Origin of the sequence: Cobetia sp. 5-25-4-2 (genome assembly GCF_013374075.1) — a bacterium.
Taxonomy (GTDB): domain Bacteria; phylum Pseudomonadota; class Gammaproteobacteria; order Pseudomonadales; family Halomonadaceae; genus Cobetia; species Cobetia marina.
Map to the genome: position 1 here is coordinate 1,101,755 of NZ_BLWK01000001.1, position 13,123 is coordinate 1,114,877.

Here is a 13,123-nt window from a genome sequence, read left to right on the forward strand (position 1 = left end):
CTGCAGAGATCAAGACGCCCGCCAGAGAGATCTGGCGGGCGTCTTGTCGTGGGGGGCAAAAGACCAGCGGCAAGGGGGCGGCTGACGTCGTCGGTGAGTTGTCTCGCCGCGTTCAGCGCTTGATGCTGATCGGCGCCAGCGCATCACCCTGTGGCAGGATGCGCCCGATGATGGCGCTGGCGTGATAGCCGGCGGCCTTGAGCGCGGCCAGGCAGGACTCGGCCTCACCGGCCGGCACACTGGCCAGCAGGCCGCCGGCAGTCTGTGGATCGAACAGCAGCGGATAGCGCGGATGATCAATGACGCCGGCCTGATCCTTCAGGGCCCGCTTGAGACGCAGGTTGGCCGGTTGCAGTGAGCTGACCACCCCGCGGGCGACGCAGTCCTCGGCGCCGTCCAGTATCGGCAGGGCGTCGATCTCGAGTTCGGCATCCACGCCGCTGGCGCGGGTCATCTCCACAAGGTGGCCGAGCAGGCCGAAGCCGGTGACATCGGTGGAGGCGCTCGCCTGATGGGCGCGCAGGATATTCGCTGCCTGCTGACTGGATTGCTGCATGCTGTCCAGTGCGGCGTCGATCCAGCGGCCTCGCGCTTCCAGGCGTGCGTGCGCTGCCAGCAGGGTGCCGGTGCCGATGGCCTTGGTGAGGATCAGCACCTCGCCTGGCTGCATGCCGCCCTTGCAGGTGACGCCGGCCAGACTCTCCTCCACCAGGCCATTGAGGGCGAAGCCCAGCGCCAGTTCCTGCCCCTCGCCGGTATGTCCGCCGACCAGTGTACAGCCTGCCTCGTTGAGCACCTCGGTGGCGCCTTGCATCAGCTCGCGCACCAGCGGTTCGACCTTGCGCTCGATCCCCTGCGGCACCGTGGCGACGGCGGTCGCGGTGTGGGGCGTCGCGCCCATGGCGTAGAGATCGCCCAGGGCGTGATTGGCGGCGATGCGCCCGAACAGGTAAGGGTCATCGATGAAGGCGCGGAAGAAGTCGACGCTGTGTACCAGTGCCTGACCCTCGGGCACTCGCACGATGGCGGCATCATCCGGGGCATGCAGCCCGACCAGCACGTCCGGGTTCTCGCGCGGGGCAAGGCTCTGCAGCGCTCGCGACAGCACGCTGGCACCGACCTTGGCGCCACAGCCGCCACAGCGCATTGCCAGTGCGGACAGGGCCTGATGCGCTTCCTGCTCATCCAGCTCGGCGGTCAGGCGCGGGTGGAGCCTGCCATCGCCGCCCTTGAGCGCCTGCCAGGCAGCGCTGATGCGCTGTTGCAATCCTGACAGGCCGCCGGTGTCCGCGGCGTCCTGCATGCTGGGCAGTTCATTGAAGCGTGCCATGAACTGGCGGTCGATATGGTCTTTCCAGCGCCACAGCCACGGACGCAGGCACGGCGACACCAGCCCAAGATTGCCGCGTGAGGCAATGGCATCACGATCCCCGGTGCTGATCAGGGCCAGCCAGCGGGACTGTGGAATATAGGGATGTAGTGACTCTCCGCGCACGGCGCGGCGCAGGTTGTCAGCCAGCGGCCGTGACTGGCGCACGGCGAAGACGCCGGCCTTTTCACGCGGATGATTGACCTGATGCGCGATATCGCCCGCGGCGAAGATGGCATCATCCTCGAGTGTCTGCAGGGTATCGCGCACCTTGAGAAAGCCATCCTCATCCAGGCTCAGTCCTGTCTTCTCCAGCCAGCGTGCCCCCCCGGCGCGTGTCACCCAGATGGCCTCGTCGGCCGGATGGCGGCTGCCGCTGGCACTGATCAGCTGGCGTTGGGATGACGTCGTGGACGATTCAACAGCGGTGATCTCCTCACCGAAATGCACCCGGATACCGCGTTCATGCAAGGTGGTGGCGAGTGCAGCGCTGACCTCAGGAGAATGGGTCGGCAACAGGCGCTGTCCGCGGGTGATCAGCGTCAGGTTCGGCGCGAGAGCAGCGGGCAACTCGGCGGCGAGGCGCTGCTGGATGGCCAGCAGCAGCTCGACCCCGCCGGCACCGCCGCCGACCAGCACGATGTCGAGAGGCCGCTCGGCGCTTCTGGCGCGCTCAAGCAGTCTCAGCCAGCGTTGCTGGAAGGTGCTGATCGGTTTGACCGCCACCACGGGGGCATCAGCCGCTTCGGGATCACCGATACCGTCGATGTGGGACAGGCGAGGCGTGGAGCCGATATTGATCGACAGCAGGTCATAGTCCACCGCCGGGCGCTCGGCGCAGATCACGCGGCGCTGGCCGCGGTCGATATCGATCACCTGATCCCGATAGAAGCGTGCGCCGGCGAACTGACACAGCCGACGCAGGTCGATATGCACATCATCAAAGGTGTAATGCCCCGCCACGTAACCGGGTAGCATGCCGGAGTAGGGCGTGTCGGTGTCGCGACAGATGACGGTGAGGCGTACGCCAGGCTCAGGCTGCATGGCGAAACGCATCAACACGCCAACATGGCTATGTCCCCCGCCGATCAGGACGATATCGCGCACGATGGGCGCCTTGGCAGGCATGGACGCAGATGGCATCAGAGGTCTCGATAGTCAGAAGAGGACGGGGATATTGAATAATGGGTAATGATATCAGGAGTCTAGCAACTTGAACTTTCTTGGTCATGCGCACCTGAGTCTGGCGGGCAGCGATAACTTCCTGTTTGGCAACCTGATTGCCGACGGCGTGCGCGGCAGTGACCTGAGCGGCTGGTCGCCTGAGATAGAAGCCGGCATCCGTTTCCATCGCCGCTGTGATGCGGTGATCGATGCCCATCCCGAAACTCGCTGGCTGTTGACTCAGGTACCGCCCGCGTCACGTCGTGTGGCCGGCATCGCCTTTGACATGATGTGGGATCACCTGCTGGCTGGTGAGATGCACGATGACGATATCGAGCGCCTCTATCGCCTGTTGGCGCGTGAGGAGGTGCCGTCACGCCTGACGAGCCTCATCGAGTGGATTCAGGTGCGCGATGCGCTCAGGCGCTATCAGGAGCTGGAGTTCACGCTCTCGACCATTGCCAGCATCGGCGAGCGCATGACGGCCAGACGCCGGTTACGCCAGACAAGTGATCCTCGCCAGCAAAGTGATTCACGAAGGCAAAGTGATACGCGAAGCGGAAGGCGTACGCACAAGGTGGGGGATCTGGAAGCAGGCGCCAATCCGCTGGCGGACATGACGCCGTGGCTGGCGGATAACCGCGCGATGCTTGAGGACAGCTTCGCGCGGTTGTGGCCGGACATGCTGGCATTGCGCCAGACGCCCGTTATCTGATGATCAGGCTTGCGCTCAGCGCAGCTCCAGACGCGTGAAGGGCCTCAGGAGATACGAGAGTACGCTGCGCTCGCCGGTCTCGATGTCCACCGTGGCGACCATGCCCGGCTTGATCGGCAGCGTCTCGCCATTGTGCTCAAGCGCCGCGGTCTCGCTGCTGACCAGCACGCGATAGTAGCTTTCCTCACCCCGCGGCGTTTCCTCTTCCAGGGTGTCAGAGCTGATGCGCTCCACCTTGCCCTCCAGCGTGCCGTAGACCGCATAGTCGTAGGCGCTGATGCGAATCGTGGCCGGCATACCCGGGGCGATGAAGGCGACATCCTGCGGGCGGATGCGCGTCTCGAACACCAGGGTGTCCTCCAGCGGGGTGATCTGCATGATCTCCTCGCCGGGCGGGATGACGCCGCCACGCGTGGTGATGGCGATGTTGTTGACCACGCCACGCACCGGCGAGAGCAGCCGGGTGCGATCCAGCTGATCACGCCGCTGCACGGTAGTCTCTTCCAGTGTCGCCAGTTCGGACTTCTTGTCGGCAAGCTCGGCGTAGGCATCCTGCAGATAGGTATTGCGGATCTCGGCCTGACGGCCCTTGAGTTCGGCGATCTCGCGATCCAGCTTGAGCATCTCCATCTCGCCCACGGCACGTCGCTTGACCAGCGGGCGGATCACTGCGAGCTGACGCTGGGCCGCAGTGATCTCCTTGCTGACCGCATTCAAGGCGCTATCACGCTTCTTGCGCCGCGCCGTGAACAGCTCACGCTCGGTGGCCGTCAGCGCCTCGTTGTCACGCACCTCCTCCGGAAACTCGATGCTGGCCTTGTCCAGTACCTCGGCTTCCAGACGTCCGATGGTCGCCCTCAGCGCCTGGGCCTGGCTCAGCGATTCCATGTAGGCCGAGCGGAAGCGGGTTTCATCGATGGCGGCCAGCAGCTGACCGGCCTCGACGATTTCCCCCTCCCGAACCATGATCTCGTCGAGAATGCCGCCTTCCAGGCTCTGGATGGTCTGCTGGCGCGAGGAGGGGACTACCTTGGCTTCACCGCGGGCCACTTCATTGACTTCTGCCCAGCTGGACCACGCCACGAAGAGCGCTATCACCAGCAGGCTGGCCCACAGCAGCGGACGTGACCAGTGGCTTTCCAGTCTCTGGTCCGGGGCGCCCAGCTCACGTTTGATGAGTTCGGGGTCAAAACGCTGGCTCATGAGGCCTCCTGGCGCTGGCGAGATGAGGAGGTGGCCGGTGTCTTGCCGGCGGACTGTCTGGCCATGATCTGATCCAGCGGGCCATCCATGACGCGCTTGCCATGGCGCAGTACCAGCGCGCGCTCGACCCAGCTGAGCAGCGACTTGCGGTGGGTGGCGAGTACCAGGGTGCGGCCGGCAAGCCACGGGCCAAGTGTCTTGATGACGTGCTGCTCGGTGGCCTGATCCAGCGAGGCCGTGGGTTCATCCAGCAGCACCACGACCGGGTCCTGCAGGATCAGGCGGGCAAGACCGAGGCTCTGACGTTGGCCGCCGGACAGGCTGTGGCGATCATGCAGCATCATGTCCAGCCCCAGCGGATGACGACGCACGAAGTCGCCCAGACCGGTCATCTCGAGGACCTCCAGCAGACGCATGTCGCTGACATCCCGTCCGTCGATGCACAGATTGTCGCGCAGGGTACCGCTGAACAGACTGATGTCCTGTGGCAGGTAGCCGATGGCACGCTGGCGGTCGGCAGGGTCGATCTGACTCAGGGCGAGGTGATCGAGGGTCAGTTCACCGCTGGTAGGCGTGAAATAGCCGGCCAGCAGTCGCAGCAGGGTGCTCTTGCCGGCGCCATTGCCCCCCAGCAGCGCGATGTGTTCACCGGGCGCGATGCTCAGGCGATCCAGTGCCAGAGCCTCCGGCGCTTCCTCGTCATAGCGCCAATGCAGATTCTCGGCATGATAGTGACCGCGAGCCTGGGCGAGTCGCGCGAAGCGGCGATCACCGGGTCGCTCGATATCGGTCTCCATCAGCGCATCCAGGCCTTCCTTGGCCACCTTGACGTGCTGCCAGCGACTCAGCAGTGCGCTGATCTGCAGGGTCGGGCCGATGGCGCGCGACGACAGGATCGAGCAGGCGATCAGGGCACCGACGCTCAACTCGCCAGCCATGATCAGATAGACACCGGCAATGATGACGCCGACGTAGGCCAGCTGCTGCATGCCGGTGCCCCAGCTGGTCAGCCAGGCGACGGCATGGCGGAAGGTGACGCCACGGTGGGTCTGCTCGGAGGTCAGGCGCTGCCATTGGCGACTGGCATGGCCTTCGGCGCGGCAGGCCTTGAGGTTCTCGAGGTTGTCGAGGGTCTCGAGCAATACGCCATTCTTGACCGCGGATTCGCGCATGCCCTCACGGGACAGGCGTGACAGCCAGGGTTGCGCCAGCAGCACGGGAATCAGCATCAACACGATGGCGGCCACCGGTACCCAGACCACCGGGCCGCCCAGCAGGGCGATCAGGCCCAGGAACAGCAGGGCGAAGGGCAGATCACCACAGGCCCCGAGGGTCGAGGCGGTGAAGAATTCGCGGATGGCATCGAAGTCTCGAATCTGGCTGGTCATCGCGCCGGTGGAGCGCGGCTTCGAGGCCAGGCGCATCTGCACGGCGTGGCGGAAGATGTGATCGTTGAGCTCGAGATCGATCTTCTTGCCTGAGTTCTCGATCAATTGTGCCCGCAGTGCGCGCAACAGCGCTTCCAGCGCGATGGCGAGAATCACGCCGATACCCAGCGCCCACAGCGTATCGACGGCACCGGTCGGCACCACACGGTCATAGACCTGCATCGCGAACAGGGCCGTGGCCACGGCCAGCAGAGCAGCGAGCGACGAGGACAGTGCGACTTCGGCGAAGACTCGCCAATGGGACTTGAGGCGTGATGTCAGCCAATGACCCTGGCGGGTCTGGCTGTAACCTTCTGCGCGATCCAGCGAGATCTCGCCATGTGCGAACAGCGCGATGCCGGCGTATGCGGCGTCCAGCTCGGCCTGTGGCTGCCAGTACTCTCCCCCGGACAGCGGGTCGAGCAACTGATAGGCGGGGCCGCTGGGGGCTGCTTCCGTATCATCGTCTGTCGGGGTGTCGCTCGTGTCGGCACTCGACTCGGTGCTCGACTCGCCGCTCGATTCGATGCTCGACGTTTCAGGCCACTGATGCGACGACTCATGGGCCAGCAGTACGCGGCTGCTGCCGTCTTCCAGCAACACGACGCAGGGCATCAGGCTGGCAGGAATCTCGTCGAGGGGAGCCTGACTCAGACGTGCGGCAATGCCCTGGCGTGACAGGGCCTGCTCCAGATCCTGTGGCGCGAGCTGCCCCTTGGTCAGTGGCATGCCATGGCGCAGGCGTTCGAGGTCGATGCCGTGGCCCTGCAGGCGCAGCAACTGGCGAACGCTCTCCAGCAGCGGGTCGGGTCGGGAGGCCACCGGGGTATCGGCAGCAGACTGTACGGAGCTCATTGGCTGACTCCCTGGCTGACAGGCTGATGGGAATGGGACAGGTGAGCACTCGTCATCTCGGTTGTCGCGGCAGTGGTGGATGGCGCGCGAAGGGGTGAGGTGACCAGTGGCAGGGCGCCCAGTTGGGTCGCGAGTTCATATTGATCGGTGAGCAGCTGGGTGTTGAGCTCGATCATCTGACGACGCGCCGCGAAGATCTCGCTTTCGATGGTCAGCAGATCCTCGATATTGCGTGAGCCGGTGATGAACTGGTCCCGATAGCTGCTGCGCAGGCGCTCTCCGCTGCGTGCCTGCTGATCCAGTGCCTTGATGCGTGCCTCGACCGCTGGCTGACTGGCAGACAGTCGCTGGATCTGGCGGCGCAGCTCACGGGCCGTGGAGGCGGTCTCGAACTGGGCGGCGGTCAGGCGTGCGCGATCCGCTTCGGGCTGACGGAGGGGTGTCAGGCCCTGAAAGACCGGTGCCTCGATGCGCAGGCCGATACTGGAGTCGCTGACCATGTCGTCGTTCGACTCATAACGTGAGCTTGTCGCCTCCAGTCGCAATTCCGGCCAGCGCTCGGCCTCGCTCAGGCTCAAGGCGTGGCGCGCGGCATTCTGCTGGCTGACATGACTGCGATAGGCCGGCGCGTTGGTGATGGCGGCATCGGTAGTGGCAGGGTCGCGGGCCAGGTCCGCCACGATCGGCAGTGGCTTCGGGGCGCTCAAGGCCACGCCCTGGAAGGGGCGTCCACTGAGAATCTCGAGTTCCTGTCGGGCGGTATCAGCATCGCCCTGAAGGCGTGCCAGCCATTCACGCGCACTGGCAAGGTCGACGGCGGCTCGGTCCAGCTCGACCCGGTCACCATAGCCCGAGAAGGTGCGATCATTGGCCAGCGTCTCGAGGCTTTCGAGCTTCTCGATGTAATCACGTACGCGGCGCATCATGGCGCGGTTGGCCCCGAGATCGATATAGGCGGTGATCGCCTCCTGGGCGATCTCCATGCGGGTCTGATCCAGGGTGTCACGCTCGACATCCCGCTCGGCCTTGCGTTGTTCGATCTCGGCTTCCACCTGACCCCAGTCATAGAGCATCTGGCTCAGCGTGATGCGATACCCGCCTTCCGTGAAATTGTCCTCGGTGCCGACGCTGCTTTCCAGACGTGGCCAGTAGCCATCCTCGGCAATCTCGATATCCGTCCCTGCGGCCCGGACATTGGCCTGGGCGGCGTCGATGCGAGGGTCATGCCTGAGCACATCGCTCAATACTTCGGCGAGATCACGTGTCGTCTGAGCACTGGCCGGTAGCGAACTCGCCAGACCGGCTGAGACGACACAGATGGCGATGGAAAGCCTCTTCATTCGTATGTGCAGAGTTGTTGCCTGTCCGATGGCGGACGGACAACGAAATAGGGTGGGCATCATGTCACTCCTTGGCCCCAGGGTGATCCCTGAAGTTGCGTCATCCTGACGCTTTATTCGTGTTCAGTGTGTACTTGTTCATCGGGAAGGCGCCTCCTGAGAGGCGCATCCCGGGACTAGCCGTTATTAGTATTCACGGTAACGTCCTGGTCGATATAGAGCGTTGCGTCACCCAGTTGATAAGTATCATAGGTGGTGCCGTTGAACTCGGCAGTGGCGCCTGTTGTGGTCGCCCCATCAGCTTCCACGCTGTCGCCCTCATCGCCATCGATATACAGCTCGTTATCGTCATCCGTGAGGTTCAATACCGTAACTTCGTCCAGCGTCAGCGTGGTCGCCAAATCGCTGCTGGCGGAAATATCCAACACTTCGATATTGACGGCAGTGTTCACGGAAGCATCCGCATCCAGCAGCGCAGTCAGATCAATGCTCTCCCCGGTATTGTCGAAGCTCAAGGTATCAATGCCTGCGCCGCCGTCGACCTCGAAGGTGAGGGTGGATGTCACGAGGGTGTCATCGCCATCACCGCCATCGAAGATATTGCTGCCAGCGCCGCCTAAGAGGTAATCATCGCCTAGATTCCCGATCAGAGTGTCATCGCCATCACCTCCCTGGAGAACATCACTTGCGCTACCGCCGGTCAAAACATCATTTCCCGCAAAGCCGTAGAGATAGACACTGGTAGCGCTGTCGCTTTCATCAAAAATATCGGCTTCTGCGCCTCCAACAAGAATGGAGGAAGCATCAAGCCCGCTGAATACCGAGCTGCTGTCTAGAAGGTCAACGTCAACCAGTGACGACAGTGTACCTGTCGTTTCTGCGTCATAAACATCTGTGGCAGTAATGCTCAAAGCATCAAAGAGCTCCACATCTATGAGATTGATACCTCCTTGATCCAGTGTGACCGTCGCGAGAAGTTGATTTAGCGCTTCGTTGTCAATATCACCGCCATCAGCTGCAGTGATAGTGACCTGAGCATTCGCAGCGACGGTGCCAAGTACACCCTCAAACTCGGCACCTGTGTCTTGAACACTGAGCCCTAGAGCGATAGCCAAATCGTCATTCCAGGTGAAATCTGGAGCAGTAATGAGTGAGTCCACGTCAATTGTGACTAGCGCACTATAATCAATTACCACGGATCGCAGGTTGTTGTCATAATCTGCAACAAAGACATTGCTATCGTAAAGATCAATAAGGCCTAATGCTTCCAGTCCCACTAGTCCGAGAAGTTCATCATCATCTGCAGTCACGGTAGGAGCGACATTACTTACCGAGTCCAGGCTCTCCTCGCCAATGAAGGTGATATCTCCAGTTTTCGTATCACCATCACCATCCACGACCGTGACGCTGACATCCGTTTCATTGACCTCCGTGCCCACCAACAACTGTTCACCGCTGATGAGGGAGTCGATGACCTCACTGCTCGTCAAGGTGCCACCGTCGGTCAGATCGAGTCCATCGATATTGATGACCTGGTTGGCGGATGTGGCAGGGGAAGCCGTCAATCCACCCTCTGTGTTGATATAGAGGACGGTCGTACCAGTTGCCGAGACATATTCGGCACTGATATAGCTGGCAAGATTGTTGGTGGTGCTATCGACGTAATAGGCTCCATTGAGCATGTCGCGCAGATCAAGAATGTCTCCTGATCCGACGCCACCATTATTGAAGTTGAGCACGGTGTCTGTTGCCGCAGCAGCGACAGTACCCTCATCACCGGACTCCCAACGAAGGACGTCGACTCCGTCACCACCATTCAGGGTGTCGTTTTCCGCGCCGCCGATCAGCAGGTCAGTCGCACCACCTCCGTTCAGTTCGTCATTGCCGCTGCCGCCGCGCAAGATGTCATTACCATTACCACCAGTTAGCAGATCATTTCCAGCGTAACCGTATAGCCCTTCTCCATCGGAATTTGCATTTAGTGAATTAGATGTATCATCACCTTCCTTTACTGCTGGCTGATAATCTGTGCTCAACACATTAAGATTGATTAGAGTGGCATCTGCATCGGGAGTAGATGTCGCATTCAGTGCATCAGTGGCAGTTATTACTGTGCTGCTTGTTATATTGAGCAGTAGAGTATCAAGATCAAGTAGGTTTAAAGCAGTATTGAGTGCAGCACCCAGGCCTGTAGGTGACTCAAGTGTTAACTCAACCGTACTCAATATTTCGTTGACTTTGAGGTTTGATATAGAACCTTCAGATACTGATATATCTAAGACGACTTCACCAGCAGTGTTTGTGTTCTGCTCAACATTCAATCCTAGTTCAGTAGCTAATTGTTCGCTCCAGGACCAGGATACAGCGCCAACCAATGCTGATACTAAGCCCCCTAAAAGAGTGACATTTTGTACAAGGCTAACTAAGCCATTCGTGCTGATGGTTACAGAAGTCAGGTTTTCATCAACATCATAGGCATTGAATAATTGATCATTATTGAGATCGATAACATCCAATGCATTGAGACCGACAATACCTAATACGTCACTGGTCTCATTGGCTAATACTACAGGCCGCGTATTGGCCTCCTCTGTTGCGCTGAACTGGCCCTGATGGCTGTAGCTATAGTCCCCTGAGTCGATATTCAGGCTGAAGGATTCACCGGACAGCGTTTCGGCCGCCAGAATACCATCGACGATGCTGACAGTATCGCCAGCCTCCAGACCAATCTCGGTTGAGGTGCCGGTCACATCCGCGTAGGTGCCATCATCAGAGACAGTGAATGTCAGGCCCTTGAACGTGAAGGACTGCACCTGCCCATTTGCCGCATCAGCTCCAAACCCGAAGTCACCCTCACCATCGAAGATGGAGCCGGTGTAATCCGTATTCGAGCTCAGAGTCTCCACGACGGTACTTGCCGCAATCGTCGGTACATCATCAGCGATATCGATATTCAAGGTACTGCTGGTGCTCGACGCGCCGTCGGTCAGAGTGACAAGCACATCCACCGTGGATGACTCGGCATTCACCTGATCAATGTTGCCGAGCAGTTCTGCGCTGTAGACAACTTCCGAGCCATCCTCGGTGACGGAAACGACCATGACGGCCGTCGCTGCAGCGTTGTCGACATCACTCGCTAGTGTGAGCGTACGTCCTTCATCCGTGACAACCCAATCAAGCGCTTGGCCGTTGCTGGTGAGCGACTCGGTGGAGCTGAGAGAGAGAGTTGCCTCACCGCTGGTATCGGCGAATGCCTGAGTGCTCGCAACAGCGCCTGCCACAGAGACAATATCCTCTTCCGAGATCGTGAGACTGTTGGCATTGCCCAGATCGAGGAAAACGTCACTCAGCTTGGTCGCCGTATCGGTCACGGCGTCAACATTCTCATTTCCCGCCTCATCTGTAACGGTCATGGTCACGGTCAGCAGTCCCTCTGCCAGACCGGTGAGGTCGACGCCTGACACAGTCACTTCGCCCGCCGCCGAGACAGTGATGTTCTCGGTAGGGACGGTGACGGAGCCATTGTCGGTATCGGTGATCACGATCGTGAGATTGCTGCTGGTCAAGCCGGCTTCGACAGTGCCTTCGAATGTCACATCAGTCGCTTCAGCAGCATTGAGAGCGTCCCCATCAGCATCCGTGAAGTTGATGACACTCCCTATCGGAGCAGTCGTGTCGATGGTCACTGTACCCAGATTGACCTCATTGCTGACATTGCCTGCGGCGTCGGTAATGACAGCTGAGGCGTTGTAGCTACTGCCGTCGGTAAGATTGTCGGCGGGTACCGTCACTGCCACGCTTCCGGCGGTGATATCCGAATCAACCAGCTTCACACCGGCAGTTATCACATTGTCTACATCATTGGTGTCCACCAAGATGACGGTAGCTGTATCCCCAGCGACGGTATCAGCACTGAGCGCGACTTCAGCTTGCAGCCCATCCGTCAGCTCATCGAGGTTCACGCCATTGAGGGCTTCACCAATCACTAGTGACGGCGGTGCGCCTGGGGCTGTTGTATCGACTGTGATGGCGATGGCGTTGGACAGCACGCTGTCATTGCCGGCGGCATCGGTGGCAATGGCGGTGAAGGCGTAATCGCCCTCGTCCAATGCGGTGATTGGCGTGATGCTCCAGTTGCCGTCGGAATCTGCCGTGTCGGTGCCCAGCACGGTTTCCCCGTTGTAGAGCGTGNGCGCGGTGGTATCGACCGTGATGGCGATGGCGTTGGACAGCACGCTGTCATTGCCGGCGGCATCGGTGGCAATGGCGGTGAAGGCGTAATCGCCCTCGTCCAATGCGGTGATCGGCGTGATGCTCCAGTTGCCGTCGGAATCTGCCGTGTCGGTACCCAGCGCGGTTTCCCCGTTGTAGAGCGTGACCGTGCTGTCGGCTTCCGCGGTACCGGAGACGGTCGGGGTGGTGTCATCGGTACTGTCACCGTCGACCAGGTCGGCGGTCAGATCGCCAACGTTGTCACTGATGGTGGTGATAACCGGCGCGGATGGGTCCGTAGTATCCACGGTCACGGCGCCCAGGTTCACGGCGTCGCTGACGTTACCAGCCACATCGGTCTGACGGATCTGCACAACGCCATCGGCGTAGCTGCCTTCGTCCAGCGTGAAGGTGGTGCCAGTGCCAGCATCCCAGCTGGTGCCGCCGTCGAGGGAGACTTCCCAGGTGGCATCGGTCTCGAGACCACTGACGNCCCAGCACGGTTTCCCCGTTGTAGAGCGTGACCGTGCTGTCGGCTTCCGCGGTACCGGAGACGGTCGGGGTGGTGTCATCGGTGCTGTCACCGTCGACCAGGGCGGCGGCCAGATCGCCAACGTTGTCACTGATGGTAGTGATGACCGGCGCGGTCGGCGCAGTGATGTCGATGGCGACGTCGATACTGTTCGAGGCAGCAGAGCGATTTCCCGCCACATCGATGATCACGGCTGTCGCGGCGTAACTGCTGCCATCGGTCAGGGCGTCGGCGGCAATGGTGACCGCCACGCTGTCGGCGGTGATGTCAGCCTCTTCCAGCACGACTGAAGCGGTGATCACGTTC

Annotated in this window: 6 protein-coding genes; 1 reads left to right on the top strand and 5 read right to left on the bottom strand. The window is 60.9% G+C overall.

Annotation, left to right across the window (positions count from 1 at the left end):
• Positions 1-112: 112 nt before the first annotated feature.
• Positions 113-2,512 carry a selenide, water dikinase SelD gene (selD, locus tag HXS65_RS04750; protein ID WP_218015043.1) on the bottom strand — a complete coding sequence of 800 codons (2,400 nt, stop codon included), beginning with the start codon at positions 2,510-2,512 and terminating at the stop codon, positions 113-115.
• 70 nt (positions 2,513-2,582) lie between these two features.
• Between selD and HXS65_RS04755 the strand changes: the two genes are divergently transcribed.
• On the top strand, positions 2,583-3,248 hold the full coding sequence (locus HXS65_RS04755) for an ACP phosphodiesterase (protein WP_176493262.1): 666 nt from the start codon (positions 2,583-2,585) through the stop codon (positions 3,246-3,248).
• Between the two features lie 15 nt (positions 3,249-3,263).
• Here HXS65_RS04755 and HXS65_RS04760 read toward each other — a convergent pair whose 3' ends face one another.
• The 4 genes from HXS65_RS04760 to HXS65_RS04775 all read right to left on the bottom strand — a co-directional run bounded on the left by HXS65_RS04760 (position 3,264) and on the right by HXS65_RS04775 (position 12,599).
• A complete protein-coding gene (locus HXS65_RS04760) occupies positions 3,264-4,451 on the bottom strand; it encodes an HlyD family efflux transporter periplasmic adaptor subunit (RefSeq protein ID WP_084208736.1) in 1,188 nt (395 codons plus the stop codon).
• Positions 4,448-6,733 carry a type I secretion system permease/ATPase gene (locus HXS65_RS04765; RefSeq protein ID WP_176493263.1) on the bottom strand — a complete coding sequence of 762 codons (2,286 nt, stop codon included), beginning with the start codon at positions 6,731-6,733 and terminating at the stop codon, positions 4,448-4,450. The genes HXS65_RS04760 and HXS65_RS04765 overlap by 4 nt, the downstream gene beginning before the upstream one ends.
• Positions 6,730-8,073, bottom strand: a complete 1,344-nt coding sequence (locus HXS65_RS04770) for a TolC family protein (protein ID WP_176493264.1) — start codon at positions 8,071-8,073, stop codon at positions 6,730-6,732. Before HXS65_RS04770 ends, HXS65_RS04765 begins: the two co-directional genes overlap by 4 nt.
• Positions 8,074-8,249: 176 nt before the next feature.
• Positions 8,250-12,599, bottom strand: a complete 4,350-nt coding sequence (locus HXS65_RS04775; protein ID WP_176493265.1) for an Ig-like domain-containing protein — start codon at positions 12,597-12,599, stop codon at positions 8,250-8,252.
• Positions 12,600-13,123 lie beyond the last annotated feature (524 nt).